10 protein-coding genes and 1 CRISPR repeat array are annotated in these 13,949 nt (G+C 63.8%); of the genes, 2 read left to right on the forward strand and 8 right to left on the reverse strand.

Annotated features, from left to right (window positions below; all coding sequences use genetic code 11):
* Positions 1-4 precede the first annotated feature (4 nt).
* From DFR34_RS02580 to DFR34_RS02590, 3 genes are read right to left on the reverse strand one after another with little or no spacing between them, the layout of a single operon-like run.
* Positions 5-1,381 (reverse strand): efflux transporter outer membrane subunit, encoded by a 1,377-nt coding sequence (locus tag DFR34_RS02580; RefSeq protein ID WP_158281718.1) that lies wholly within the window; start codon positions 1,379-1,381, stop codon positions 5-7.
* A gap of 39 nt (positions 1,382-1,420) precedes the next feature.
* A complete protein-coding gene (locus tag DFR34_RS02585; RefSeq protein WP_110389601.1) occupies positions 1,421-3,352 on the reverse strand; it encodes a MacB family efflux pump subunit in 1,932 nt (643 codons plus the stop codon).
* Positions 3,349-4,551 (reverse strand): efflux RND transporter periplasmic adaptor subunit, encoded by a 1,203-nt coding sequence (locus tag DFR34_RS02590; RefSeq protein ID WP_158281719.1) that lies wholly within the window; start codon positions 4,549-4,551, stop codon positions 3,349-3,351. The genes DFR34_RS02585 and DFR34_RS02590 overlap by 4 nt, the downstream gene beginning before the upstream one ends.
* 244 nt (positions 4,552-4,795) lie before the next feature.
* A CRISPR array of direct repeats spans positions 4,796-7,941; the repeat unit is 29 nt; unit sequence GTGTTCCCCGCGTAAGCGGGGATGAACCG.
* 36 nt (positions 7,942-7,977) lie between these two features.
* On the opposite strand from DFR34_RS02590, the gene DFR34_RS02595 reads away from it, so the two are divergent.
* Positions 7,978-8,169: a hypothetical protein gene (locus DFR34_RS02595; RefSeq protein ID WP_146215035.1), complete on the forward strand. Its 192-nt coding sequence runs from the start codon at positions 7,978-7,980 to the stop codon at positions 8,167-8,169.
* A 45-nt stretch (positions 8,170-8,214) separates the two neighbouring features.
* A complete protein-coding gene (locus DFR34_RS02600) occupies positions 8,215-8,586 on the forward strand; it encodes a lysozyme inhibitor LprI family protein (protein WP_110389604.1) in 372 nt (123 codons plus the stop codon).
* Positions 8,587-8,946: 360 nt separating this feature from the next.
* On the opposite strand, the gene DFR34_RS02605 is transcribed toward DFR34_RS02600, so the two are convergent.
* The 5 genes from DFR34_RS02605 to DFR34_RS02625 form a co-directional block, all read right to left on the reverse strand.
* Positions 8,947-9,570: a LysE family translocator gene (locus tag DFR34_RS02605; protein WP_110389605.1), complete on the reverse strand. Its 624-nt coding sequence runs from the start codon at positions 9,568-9,570 to the stop codon at positions 8,947-8,949.
* Between the two features lie 17 nt (positions 9,571-9,587).
* Positions 9,588-10,013 carry a group II truncated hemoglobin gene (locus DFR34_RS02610; RefSeq protein WP_211309269.1) on the reverse strand — a complete coding sequence of 142 codons (426 nt, stop codon included), beginning with the start codon at positions 10,011-10,013 and terminating at the stop codon, positions 9,588-9,590.
* Positions 10,014-10,015: 2 nt separating this feature from the next.
* The gene (purT, locus tag DFR34_RS02615) at positions 10,016-11,233 is read right to left on the reverse strand and encodes a formate-dependent phosphoribosylglycinamide formyltransferase (protein ID WP_211309270.1); all 1,218 of its coding nucleotides are present in this window, start codon (positions 11,231-11,233) and stop codon (positions 10,016-10,018) included.
* Between the two features lie 96 nt (positions 11,234-11,329).
* Entirely contained in the window at positions 11,330-12,625 is a 1,296-nt protein-coding gene (locus DFR34_RS02620) for a D-amino acid dehydrogenase (RefSeq protein ID WP_110389606.1), read from the reverse strand.
* Positions 12,626-12,886: 261 nt separating this feature from the next.
* Positions 12,887-13,747 (reverse strand): CheR family methyltransferase, encoded by an 861-nt coding sequence (locus DFR34_RS02625; protein WP_110389607.1) that lies wholly within the window; start codon positions 13,745-13,747, stop codon positions 12,887-12,889.
* Between the last annotated feature and the right edge of the window lie 202 nt (positions 13,748-13,949).

Below are 13,949 nucleotides of genomic sequence, written 5' to 3' on the forward strand. Positions count from 1 at the left end.
CGGCTCAGTGCTCGCTTGTCCAGCCGCCGCCCAGCGCCTTGTACAAGGCAATGCCGGCTTGCAGGCTGTCAAAGCGCGATTGCGCGCGGCTGTCGCGGCTGGCGATCAGTGTGCGCTGGGCATTCAACAAAGACAGGCCGTCCAGCGCGCCGGCGCGCAGCCGGCCTTGCGCCAGCGCGTAGCTTTGCTCAGCTGCCGTCAGCGCCCGCGCCAGCGCGGCGTCGCGGCTTTGCTGGCGGGCCAGGCCATCCAGCGCGTCTTCGCCTTCTTTCAGCGCGGTCAACAGGCTGGCGCGGTAGTTGGCGGTCAGTTCGTCGCGGCGGGCGGCGTTGCGCTGCAAGCCGGCGTTCAGTTGGCCGCCGTCCCACAGCGGCGCCGACAAGCCGGCCAGCAAAGACGCCGCCAGCCCGGCCGGCCCGCCGCCGCTGGCTGCCCACAGGCTGCTGGCGCTGAGGGTGAGCTTGGGGAAAAACGCCGCCCGCGCCGCGTCCACATCGGCATCGGCGGCGCGCAACAGCGCCTCGGCCTGGGCGATGTCTGGCCGACGGGCCAGTAGCTCGCCCGGCTGGCGCAAGGCCGGGCTGAGCGCCGTCAGCTGCGCCAGCGGCTGGGTGGCCACGGCAAAGCCCTGCGGCGGCGCGCCCACCAGCACCGCCAGCGCAGTCAGCGCCGCGCCACGTTGCGCCAGCAGGCTGGCGCGCGCGGCTTCTTGCGTGGCCAGCAATTGCGCCTGCTGGGCGATATCCAGCTGCGAAGCGGCGCCGACGCGCTGCTTGCCTTCCAGCCCACGCAGGATGGTGCGGGCGGCGGCAATGTCCTCGTCGTTCAGCCGCAGGCGCTCGTCCAGCAGGCACAGCCGAAAATAGCCACTGGCGACGTCGGTTTCCAGCAGCAGCCGGGTGCTGGCGGCGGCGTATTCACTGGCCTCGGCGCTGGCTTGTGCCGAGCGGCTGCCTGCGGCCAGCCGGCCCCACAGATCGACTTCGTAGGCCACGCTGGCGCCGGCCTGCCAGTTTTCAGTGTTTTGCTCGCTACCTTGCTGGCGGGTCTGGCTGCTGGCGCGGTTGCCGCTGAGGTTCAGTTGCGGCTGGCGGGCGCCGTCCACCGCCGCCAGGCTGGCGCGCGCCTGCGCCACCCGGCTGAGCGCCGCTTGCCAGCCGGGGTTGCCGGCCAGCGCCTGCGCTTGCAGGCGCAGCAATTCGGCGCTGTGATAATCCTGCCAGCCGTGGGCCTGCGGCGTGTCGGCCGGCAGGGCGGCTTGCCAGTGGCTGGCCGGCAGCGTGGGTTTCACCAACGGGGCCACCTGCGCGCCGCAGGCGGCCAGCGCCAGCACCGGGGCCAGCCAGGTCAGGCGGATCAAGGGGCGCAGAGACATCATCATCTGGGTTCTTTCTGGCAGGAGTGGATGGCGGCGCATGGCTTACTCCGCCGCCAGGGCTTGCACCGGGTCCATGCTGGCTGCCTTGCGCGCCGGCAGGTAGCCAAACACGCAGCCGGTGACAAAGGCGCAACTGAAGGCCAGCAGTGCCGGCCAGGGCGAAAACGCCACGCTCACCCCGGCGCTGGCGGCCAGCCAGGCGCTGAGCACGCCCAGCACAATGCCCAGCGCGCCGCCAGCGCCGCACACCACAATGGCTTCGATATTGAATTGCAGCAAAATGTCGCGCATGCGTGCGCCGGTGGCCATGCGCACGCCGATTTCGCGGGTGCGTTCGGTCACCGACACCAGCATGATGTTCATCACGCCAATGCCGCCCACCAGCAGCGAAATCGCCGCCACCGAGCCCAGTAGCACGGTCAGGGTGTTTTGCGTTTCGCTGGCGGTTTCCAGAATCGACGCGGTATTGCGCACCTGAAAATCCTCGGTCTGGTGGCGCGCCAGCAGCAGCTCGCGCACGGCGGACTCGACGGCGTCGATCTGGCTGACGTCTTTCACTCGCACCGTCACCGAGCTGGCGTATTGCTTGCCAAACACGCGCATAAAGCCGGTGGTGAGCGGAATCAGCACAATATCGTCCTGGTCGCTGCCAAACGGCGTGGCGCCCTTGCTGCTGAGCACGCCCACCACTTCAAACGGCACGTTTTTCACCAGCACATAGCGGCCCAGCGGCGAGCGGCCATCGGGGAACAAACTGTCCGCCACCGTGCTGCCCAACACAATCACTGGCGCGTAGCCGTCCACGTCCGCTTTGCTGAAAAACATCCCCTCCGCCACCGGCCAATCGCGCACCTGCGGATAATTGGCCCACACGCCCTTGATTTGCGTGCGGTAATCCAGATTGCCCACCCGCAAGGTGACGCTGCCGCCGCGCTCGGGCGACACCGCCTCCACGCCGCTGACTTTTTCCAGCGCGGCGGCGTCGGCCAGGGTCAGCGAGGCCAGCTCGCCGCTGGGGCGCACGCCGGGCGCGCCGGGGCGCACCAGCAGCAGATTGGTGCCCATGGCGGAAATCCGCGCCAGCACATCGCGCTTGCCGCCGTCGCCAATCGCCATCATCGCCACCACCGCCGCCACGCCGATAATCACCCCCAACAAGGTCAGCACGGTGCGAAACACATTGGCGCGCAAGGCGGTAAACGCCATGCTCAGCGATTCGCCCAGCTCGGCGCGCAAGCTGGGCTGGCCGGAGGGCGGCCGCGCCGGCAGCGGCGCAGACGCGCGCGCCACCGGGCCGCTGTCGGACTCCACCCGGCCATCGCGCAGGCGCACAATGCGCTCGGCGTGGCGGGCGATGTCCAGATCGTGGGTAATCAAAATAATGGTGCGGCCCTCGCCGTGCAGCTGCTTGAGCAGCGCCAGCACCTCCTGGCCGCTGCGGGTGTCCAGCGCGCCGGTAGGCTCGTCGGCCAGCACCACGGGCGCGTCGTTCATCAGCGCGCGGGCAATCGACACCCGCTGCTGCTGGCCGCCGGACAACTGTCCGGGCCGATGGCCGGCGCGTTCGGCCAGACCCAGCTTGGCCAATAGCGCCCGCGCCCGCGCCTGACGCGCCGCCAAGGGCAGGCCGGCATAAATCGCCGGCAGGGCGACATTGTCGGTGGCGCTGGCGGTGGCGATCAGGTTATAGCGCTGAAACACAAAGCCAAAGGTGTCGCGGCGCAGGCTGGCCAGCGTGTCGGCATCCAGCGCGCTGACATCCTGGCCATTCACCCGATACACCCCGCTGCTGGGCCGATCCAGGCAGCCCAGCACATTCATCAGCGTGGACTTGCCGCAGCCGGACGGCCCGAGCAGGGCAATAAACTCGCCCTGGGCAATGCGCAGGCTGACTTCATCCAGCGCGCGCACCTCGCTGTCGCCATTGGGGTAGCAGCGCGACACCGCCGCCAGTTCGATCAGGGGCGCGCTCACATCGGGCCTCCCGGCGGGCCGGGCGGACGCGCGCCCGCGCTGGGGTTATTGCTCTTGCCGCCGCCGGCCTTGCCCGCGCGCGGCCGGCCATCGCTGACAATCAGCGTCTCGCCCGCCGCCAGGCCGCTGGCAATCGCCGCCTCGGTGCGGCTGCTTAACGCCACCTTGACTTGGCGCCGCTCAATGCCGTTTTCGGTGAGCACCCGCGCGCCATACAGCTTGCCGCCCTCGCCCAGCGGCCGCAGCGCCGACAGCGGCACCACCGGCAGATTTTCCGCGCGGCCCAGCACAAAAAAGGTTTGCGTGGTCATACTGGTCATCAGCTCGCGCGCGCGGTTGTCGATGTCGATCAGCACGGTGAACAACACCACATCGTTGACTTTTTCCGGGGTGGGCAAAATCTGGCGAATGCGGCTTTGATAGCGCCGCTCGGCGTGGCCCAGCGTGGTGAAATACACCGGCATGCCGGGCTTGAGCTGCGGCACATCGGCCTCGGCCACCTGGGCGTTGACCGTCATCACATCCAGATTGGCCACCCGCATCAGCGTGGGCGCCTGCTGCGCCGAATTCACCGTCTGACCCTTGAACACCGGCTGCGACACCACCACGCCATCCATCGGCGCATAAATCTTGGTGTAGCCCAGATTGGCCTCGTCGCCGGCCAGGGTGGATTCCGCCTTGTCGATCTGCGCCGCCAGCGATTCCAGCGTGGCGCGCGCCTGCGCCGCTGCGGCGTCGGCCATGTCCACCGCATCCTGCGAAGCGGCGCTCAAGGCCAGCAACTCGCGCGTGCGTTTTTTCTGCACCTCGGCCAGCTGCAACACCGAGGCCTGGCGCGCGCGCTGCGCCTGCAAATCGCGCAAACTGGCCTTATCCGCCGCCACCCGCGTGGCGTACACGGTGGGGTCCACCTCGGCCAGCAACTGGCCTTTTTGCACCGTGTCGCCAATTTTCACGTGCAGCTCACGCAACTGCCCCGACACCTGGGTGCCGACATCCACATAATCCTTGGGCTGCACACTGCCCAGCGCGGTGACCACTTTTTCCAGCGTGCCCACGGCTACCGTCTGGGTGACATAGCCCGGCTGCGCCGCCGCCGACCACTGCCGCCACCCCCACCACCCGGCCGCCGCCAACAGCATCACCACCACACCCCACCCGCGCCAGCCCCATGCCGGCCACTTGCCTGGAAATTTCACGCCATCCTCCCCTGTCCGCCCCGGCCACACGCCGGGCCTGAACGCATCAGACCATTGAAACAGAGCCATGTGTCCCCAGGGTGTCGAGCGCGCCGGGTTTTGTAACGTAGTGTAACTGGCAGGTTAAAAAATGCTAAATTAATGGTCGATCCGGATGGCCGCCTGGAGGGAGTTCACCACGGAAAAAGTTGGTGGATTTTTGATGGGGGAAAAAGCTGTTTTGGATCAGTTGCTTGGATTTGGTGTGTTCCCCGCGTAAGCGGGGATGAACCGGGCAAACTGCACTGGAAGCGGCTATCTCAGCGGTGTTCCCCGCGTAAGCGGGGATGAACCGGCAGCCAGTTGTTCATCGTCCTTCATTTTCAGGTGTTCCCCGCGTAAGCGGGGATGAACCGACAACGCCATCTGCAAAATCATCGACGGCAAAGTGTTCCCCGCGTAAGCGGGGATGAACCGGTAAAACAGGTCAAAATGCGACGCGCCTACCTGTGTTCCCCGCGTAAGCGGGGATGAACCGCAGGTTGACCAGCTCACTGACTCAATCAAGGCGTGTTCCCCGCGTAAGCGGGGATGAACCGTCATGCATGTGGTCGCGCACAGCCCCAAATAGGTGTTCCCCGCGTAAGCGGGGATGAACCGTCATGATGACCATCGGATGGACGCCAAGCAGCGTGTTCCCCGCGTAAGCGGGGATGAACCGTGTTAAGCTGAACCGCGCCTTGTGGGTGCTGGGTGTTCCCCGCGTAAGCGGGGATGAACCGCCAGCGCGATTTTTCGCGCTCGCGAAATTTTGGTGTTCCCCGCGTAAGCGGGGATGAACCGCGGCAAGAAAAATCCGATTGAAAGGGAATAACGTGTTCCCCGCGTAAGCGGGGATGAACCGACGTGTCGATGCGGTCAATCGCTAAAATCTTGGTGTTCCCCGCGTAAGCGGGGATGAACCGAGCGGGAAAAACAGCCCATGGCATACCGACCAGTGTTCCCCGCGTAAGCGGGGATGAACCGGCGCATAGGCATGCCGTAGCCGTCCAAAAATTGTGTTCCCCGCGTAAGCGGGGATGAACCGCGCTGGAAAGATTTGGTGAGTGAGCGGTCTAAGTGTTCCCCGCGTAAGCGGGGATGAACCGCATGCCCGTGTGGCCTTGAAGGATTTTTTTTGAGTGTTCCCCGCGTAAGCGGGGATGAACCGCACCGCCACCCCCAGCGATTCGCGGGGAATCTGTGTTCCCCGCGTAAGCGGGGATGAACCGCGCGCATTGAAGCCGAAAAGCAACTCTCGGAAGTGTTCCCCGCGTAAGCGGGGATGAACCGACTGGTTTAGCCCATGAAAAGCTTAACGAAGGGTGTTCCCCGCGTAAGCGGGGATGAACCGACAGACGAGAGATAGACCGGCGGGCCGTGTTTGTGTTCCCCGCGTAAGCGGGGATGAACCGGCGTTTTTTGCCAAGAACTACGCTTTGGCAGAGTGTTCCCCGCGTAAGCGGGGATGAACCCTCATGGTGTGGTTCTCGTCAATCGCGCAGCGGGTGTTCCCCGCGTAAGCGGGGATGAACCGTAGAACCCGCCCGCGCGCTGCGCTATGTCCCACGTGTTCCCCGCGTAAGCGGGGATGAACCGCGGAACTCCCCATCGCCCAGGTCCCCGCCGCGCGTGTTCCCCGCGTAAGCGGGGATGAACCGTGGCTGCAGAGTTGTTTGGCGCGGGGAGCATCGTGTTCCCCGCGTAAGCGGGGATGAACCGCCGTACTTTGTCGAAATGGTGCTGAAAATCAAGTGTTCCCCGCGTAAGCGGGGATGAACCGATCAACCCCATTTCCGGCCTGAATGGCTTTGGGTGTTCCCCGCGTAAGCGGGGATGAACCGCCCCGCTGTGGTAAACGACACAGGCAGGCCATGGTGTTCCCCGCGTAAGCGGGGATGAACCGTCAGGGTCTTCAATATGTGCCTTCTTCAGCTCGTGTTCCCCGCGTAAGCGGGGATGAACCTACTGGGCCGTGCGCGCCACCGGCGGCCAAACTGTGTTCCCCGCGTAAGCGGGGATGAACCGGTGCGGCCGATGCGGCCAAAACCGGAACCCGGGTGTTCCCCGCGTAAGCGGGGATGAACCGCGGGTGCTGTAATGGCGCACCCGCGCGAGACCCGTGTTCCCCGCGTAAGCGGGGATGAACCGAATCGTTCCGATGATGACAACATCAAGCGAATGTGTTCCCCGCGTAAGCGGGGATGAACCGGCAAACTCGACAGCATCCAGTCGGCCGTTAGCGTGTTCCCCGCGTAAGCGGGGATGAACCGGTCGGGCAGTTATTGCCGCTGAAATCGACCGCGTGTTCCCCGCGTAAGCGGGGATGAACCGACGGTTGGGTCAACCGGATACACATGGCGCACGTGTTCCCCGCGTAAGCGGGGATGAACCGATTTGCCATCGCGCACAACGTAGGTGATCGAGGTGTTCCCCGCGTAAGCGGGGATGAACCGCTGGACGCCGCCGACGCCCGGATTACCGGCCAGTGTTCCCCGCGTAAGCGGGGATGAACCGCTGGCCATCTCGGATGGCCCACTCCGTGCCGGGTGTTCCCCGCGTAAGCGGGGATGAACCGTTTCGGAATTGTGTACTGCGACAGCGCATCTTGTGTTCCCCGCGTAAGCGGGGATGAACCGCGCGGCTGCGCCAAGTTGAAGCGCATGCCGCGGTGTTCCCCGCGTAAGCGGGGATGAACCGCACCTGATTGTCCACCGCCATCACCCGGCCACGTGTTCCCCGCGTAAGCGGGGATGAACCGTGCCGGTATAGCCGTCAGCGACCGCCGCTTGCGTGTTCCCCGCGTAAGCGGGGATGAACCGCACAGCCGCAGCCGCAAGCACAGCCGCAGCCGCGTGTTCCCCGCGTAAGCGGGGATGAACCGATTTGTTTTCTCTCCAGTAAACTGCGCTAAGCGTGTTCCCCGCGTAAGCGGGGATGAACCGATCACCAAATGCAACGCAGACGAAATCCAAACGTGTTCCCCGCGTAAGCGGGGATGAACCGCAATAACCTTGCCGAAATTGATTGGATCAATGGTGTTCCCCGCGTAAGCGGGGATGAACCGCAAGCGATGACTCAACGCCAATCTGACGATATGTGTTCCCCGCGTAAGCGGGGATGAACCGTCGATGAATACGACTGGTTGGAAGCTGAGGGAGTGTTCCCCGCGTAAGCGGGGATGAACCGCAGGCGAAATTTTTCAAAAAATCAGATGTGGCGTGTTCCCCGCGTAAGCGGGGATGAACCGATGCAACGACATGGCGCAAAAAAACTGACGTGGTGTTCCCCGCGTAAGCGGGGATGAACCGCCGCCGCTGAAAAAATGCGCCAGTGGATTGAGGTGTTCCCCGCGTAAGCGGGGATGAGCCGCGATTTTCCCCTGGCGCAGTGATGGTCAGCCTCGGCATGGATCGCCAAATCACGGCGCTGGACAACCTGCTGCGCGAGCTCGACGCCCTGGGCATGGACGTTGGCGCGCTTAGGCTCGAACTGAAATCCATGCGCTACCACCTCGAAATGTTCGACTCAGCAGCGCGAGAGATTGGCGAAGTAATTGGCGAAGTAATTCGCCCTCCGTTGCGCTGCATGATATCGTGATATTTCCGGCCTGCTGGTGCAGGCCGGGCCTACCGGAGAGACATCATGATGAAGCGTATATTGCTGGCAGTGCTGCTGGCCGGCTCGCAATCGGCGATGGCCAAGGACTGCGAAACAGAATCAGGCGGGGGAACAATGTCTGCCGTATATGCCTGCATGCAGAATGAGCAATACAAGTTCGTAAACGCTACCTATCAAAAGCTAGAGCGAAAGCTGTTGCGAAAACCCGACCTACTGAACGATCTTCGCGCCTCCCAGGTGAGCTGGGAAAAGTTTGTTTCAGATTCCTGTGGGTTTTTGTCAAATTTTGACCAGGGCGAACTGGGATGGGCGGATGCCAACTATTCGTGCCATTCTGATTTTTACTCAGCTCGGGTCAAGGTGCTGAACTCGTGGATCAAAAAGGCGGGTGGGTGACATGAAAATGCGCGCACTGCATCGGCGCAACGTCTTGGTTTTCTTGCGAAGACCAGCCTTCAGGGGAACTTGAGCATCATGTATGCACAGCAAGTAATACGCTCAAACTCAACGAAAAGATGTATGCGCTGCTTGGCGAAATTGAGGGCGCGAGTTCCCCGCGTAAGCGGGGATGAGCCGGGTTTTGCCCCGATTGAGATCGTCGAAGATGCAGTGTCCCCCGCGTAAGCAGAGATATGCCGCAGCAAAATAAAGAGTAGCGAACAAAGTCCCCTGGCGTGTTTGCACGGTCTTGTACTGCCCGCACTATCTGTGGTCGTGTACCGGGGTTAAGGCGTTGTGTGTGGTTCTGCGCCACTTTTATTCCACCGCTTCCCACGCCAGTTTCAGCCCAAGCGCCATCATCACCCCGCCGGCGGCGCGGTCTACCCAGGTTTTGCTGCGCAGGTAGGCTTGGCGCGGCAGTGGGGCGGAGAGTGCCCAGGCGGCCAGGGTGTACCAGCCGGTTTCCACCAGCAGCACGGCCAGGGCGGTGAGGATTTTAAAGCTCAGTTCGGGCTGTTCGGGCAGAAAAGCGGCAAAGACGCTGGTGTAGACGATGGCGGTTTTCGGGTTGCTCAGCTGGGTGGCCAGGCCGGCGGCAAAGGCGCGGTGCTGGCTGTGTGGGCTGGGTGCGGCGTGCAGGGCCAGCGCTTGGCGGGCGCCGCGCCAGATGCGCCAGCCCAGCCAGGCCAGATACAGCCCACCGGCCAGTTTCAGCGCCAGGTATAGGGTGGGAGCCAGGTTGAGCAGGCTGTGCAGGCCCAATAGCGCCAGGATGGCGAATATCAGCCCGCCCGTGCCAATGCCGGCGGCGGCCAGCAGGCCATGCGGGCGGCCCTGGCTGGCGGCGGTGCGCGCCACCATGACAAAACTGGGGCCGGGGCTGGCGGCGCCGATGCCAATGGCGGCGGTGATGCCCAGTAGGGCGGTCCAGTGTTGCATGGGGGCTCCTGTGGCGTTCAGGGGTGGGGCTGCTGGTTTTGCATGAAATTGGCGGTATTGCGCAGCGCGGCCATCAATTGGTCGCGCAGGGTGGGATCGACTGCCAGGCCTTCAAAGGCTTTTTCCATGCAGTACATCCATTGGTCGCTGGCCGATTGATTGATGGGAAACGGCAAATGGCGGGCGCGCAGGCGTGGGTGGCCAAATTGTTCCATATACAGATTGGGGCCGCCCAGCCAGCCGGACAGAAACATGAACAGTTTTTGTCGCGAGCTTTCCAGGTCGGCCGGGTGCAGGCGGCGGATTTCGGCCACCGCCGGGTCGTGGTCCATCACATTGTAAAAGCGGTCCACCAGCAGGGCGAGCATGGCTTCGCCGCCCAGCAGCTCATACGGGGTGACGGTGTGCAGCGGGTTGCTTTCGGTGGGGGTGGCGGTGCTCATGATCAGGGTTTTCCTTGCACGGGGGTGACGCGGCTGGCGGCCAGTTTGGCGCGCTCGCGGGCTTGGGTTTCGTGTTCGCCGCTGGCCAGCGCCACGCCCATGCGGCGGCGGACAAAGCTTTCTGGTTTGCCAAACAGGCGCAGGTCGCTGCCGGGCACGGTCAGGGCGTGGGCCACGCCGGCAAAGCCGATGGCCTGGGCGTCCATGCCGCCGTAAATCACCGCGCTGGCGGCGGCCGGCGCGCGCATGGTGGTGTCTACCGGCAGGCCGAGGATGGCGCGGGCGTGCAGTTCAAATTCGCTTTGCGTCTGGCTGGCCAGGGTGACCAGGCCGGTGTCGTGCGGGCGCGGGCTGACTTCAGAGAACCACACTTCATCGCCACGGATGAACAACTCGACGCCAAACAGGCCGCGTCCGCCCAGGTTGTTGACCACGGCGGCGGCGTAGTCGCGCGCTTTTTGCCGGGCGACCGGGCTCATGGCCTGCGGCTGCCAGCTTTCCACGTAGTCGCCATGTTGTTGCAGGTGGCCGATGGGCTCGCAAAAATAGGTGTCGATGTCGCCATCGGCGTTGCGGGCGCGCACGGTCAGCTGGGTGATTTCGTAGTCAAAGTCGATAAAGCCTTCCACGATCACCCGGCCGGCGTCCACCCGGCCGGCGCTGGCGGCGTAATCCCAGGCGGCGGCCAGCGCGTCGGCGGTTTTCACCAGGCTTTGCCCCTTGCCGCTGGACGACATCACCGGCTTGATCACGCAGGGGTAGCCGATGCCGGCGTCGATGGCGGCTTGCAGCTCGGCCAGGCTGCTGGCAAAGGCGTAGGGCGAGGTGGGCAGGCCCAGGGTTTCGGCGGCCAGGCGGCGGATGCCTTCGCGGTTCATGGTCAGTTGCGCGGCGCGGGCGGTGGGGATGACTTCGGCCAGGCCGTCGGCTTCGATGCGCGCCAGCTCGTCGGTGGCGATGGCTTCGATTTCCGGCACGATCAGGTGCGGGCGCTCGCTTTCCACCAGCGCGCGCAGCGCGGCGGCGTCGGTCATGGCGATTACATGGCTGCGGTGCGCCACTTGCATGGCCGGGGCGTTGGCGTAGCGGTCTACGGCGATGGTTTCCACGCCCAGGCGTTGCAGGGCGATGACCACTTCCTTGCCCAGCTCGCCGCTGCCCAGCAGCATGACTTTCAGGGCGTTGGGCGAGAGCGGGGTGCCAAAAGACAGTTCAGACATGATTCGTATCCTCGTGGGGGGCCGCAATAACTTCACCCCGCCAGGCGCAGGTGGCGCGGGGCGGGGTGAAAAGTGGCTGCGGCCTGAAGCGGGTTTTTACAGGCCCATAAAGCGGAAATCCACTTCCGGGCGGTCGCCGTTGATGATGTCGGCCAGCGCGCGGCCCGAGCCGGGGCCTTGTGTCCAGCCTAGCGCGCCATGGCCGGTGTTCAGGAACAGATTATTGTATTCCTTGGTGCGGCCAATCATCGGCACATTGGACGGCGTCACCGGGCGCAGGCCGGTCCAGAACATGGCGTTGCTGTAGTCGGCCCCGCTGGGGAACAGCTGTTTGGCGCGGTTGATCAGCGCGGTGCAGCGCACGGCGTTCAGCTCGGTGGAATAGCCATTGAACTCAGCGGTGCCGGCAATGCGCAGGCGGTCGCCCAACCGGGAGAACACCAGCCGGTGTTCTTCGTCGGTGATGCTGACCATCGGCGCGTTGTCGCCTTCGACAAATTCGCCGTTTTGCACTTCGACTTCGGGTTCTTCAATCGGCACGGTGGCGGAATAGCCCTTGGCCGGGTAAATCGGCAGATTGATGCCGATGGTGCGCGCCAGCAGCGGCGAATAACTGCCCATGGCCATCACAAAGGCGTCGGCGGTCAGCGTTTCGTACTGGCCATCCGAGCCGGTGATGGACACGCCGCTCAGGCTGCTGCCACGGGTGAGCAGGGCGTTGATGCGGGTGTGGTAGCGGAATTCCACGCCTTCGGCTTCGCACAGCAGGGCCAGGCGCTGGGTGAACATGCGTGCGTCGCCGGATTCATCGCTGGGGCAATAGGTGCCGCCGGCCAGCTTGGGGGCGATATGGCGCAGGGCGGGTTCGATTTCCACAATCTGGTCGCGAGTGACCACCTTGCGGTCCATGCCGTAGGTTTGCATCAGCAAACAGGTGTTGGCCGCTTCGTCCAGCGCTTGCTGGGTTTGGTAGATGGCCAGGATGCCACGGGTTTGTTCGTCGTAGTGGATGCCGGTTTCGGCGCGGATATCCTGCAAGGTCCGTCGGCTGTACAGCCCCAGATTGAGCAACTGGCGGATATTCTGCTTGGCGCGGCCCGGACGGCATTCGGTGAGAAATTTCAGCGCCCACGACCATTGCCGGCTATCAAAGCGCCAGCGAAACAGCAGCGGGGCGTCTTCTTTGGACATCCATTTCAGCGCGCGCATCGGCGTGCCGGGGTTGGCCCACGGTTCGGACTGGCTGACAGAAATCTGGCCGCCATTGGCATAGCTGGTTTCGATGCCGGCTTGCGCCTGGCGATCAATCACGATGACTTCATGACCGGCCTTGGCCAAGAACCAGGCAGTGGAAACTCCGACAACGCCGGCGCCCAACACCACGACTTTCATAGGGTTTTCTCATTCTTGTGCCAGCGGGGCTGGCGTGATTGCGGTCCATAACCGGCAGGCGCCCAAGGCTGCGCATGCGTCGGCGTTTAGAGCCGCTAACAAAACCCCCTGGCGTTGTGGTGTGACCTTGCCGTACTTGTTGTACTGTCTGCGGTCACACGCCTGGCCAGGGCCGCTTCGCTGAGTTTTGTTAGCGGCTCTTAATTTCTTGCGTCAGATTATGACACGCCGTTGAGGCGCGCCATAGCCCGCTGTGCGGGATTACGCCTTGCTGACCCGCTCGTACACGGTCTTGCCGCGCAGGCGGAAAAGATCGGTCGCGTGATAAAAATTCTCCGAATGACCCACAAACAACAGGCCATCCGGTTTAAGCAGTGGCGCAAAGCGGCGCAATACCGCCAGTTGGGTGTCGCGGTCGAAATAAATCATCACATTGCGGCAGAAAATCGCGTCAAACGGCCCGCGCACCGACCATTGCGTATCGACCAGATTCAGTTGCTGAAAGCGGATCATCTGGCGCAAGGCCGGCTTGGCGCGCCAGCGCAGGTCATCCAGCCGGTCAAAGTAGCGGCTGGCCATGCCTGGCGCCAGTTTGTTGATCGCCTCGGCGCCATAAATGCCCTCGGCGCCCACTCGCAGCACATTGGTGTCCAGGTCGGTGGCGACAATGCTGACATTCTGACGCGCGCCGTTGCTGGCGGCTTCCAGTGCGGTCATCGCCAGCGAATAGGGTTCTTCGCCGGTGGAGGCGGCGCAGCACCAAATGCTGACTTCGCTGCTGCGGCTGCGCAGGTGGTCGGCGAGAATCGGAAAGTGGTGTTCTTCGCGAAAGAAATAGGTCAGGTTGGTGGTCAGCGCGTTGACAAAGTGCTCCAGCTCTTCGCCACCGCGCTCGGAAAACAGCCGTTCCAGATAAGCGGTGAATGACGGCAGTTGCAATGCGCGGATGCGCCGCACCAGCCGGCCATACACCATGTCTTTCTTGCTGGGATTCAGGGCAATGCCGGCGCGCTGATGGATAAAGCGGCGGATGCGGTCGAAGTCGTCGTCGGTGAAGACAAATTCACGTTGAATCGGCGGCAGTTTGGGCAGCACAATGGCGGGCGGCAGCGGGGTTTTCATGACACCTGGTTTCTTCTGTCGTGACGGGTCTGGCCGGCAGGATGGCAAAAGCCCAAGCGTGAGCTTGGGCTTGTATCTGACGGACAGACATTCGATTCAGTCTGCCCTGCTGCTTGAGCGGCGTCAAGGGCAGGGCGTGGCGATTGTGCGCACGATTCCGTCTTTTTGTGCGCGCGGGCAAAACCTGCGCCAGGGTGAATCG

The organism is Rivihabitans pingtungensis, from assembly GCF_003201855.1.
GTDB lineage: Bacteria > Pseudomonadota > Gammaproteobacteria > Burkholderiales > Aquaspirillaceae > Rivihabitans > Rivihabitans pingtungensis.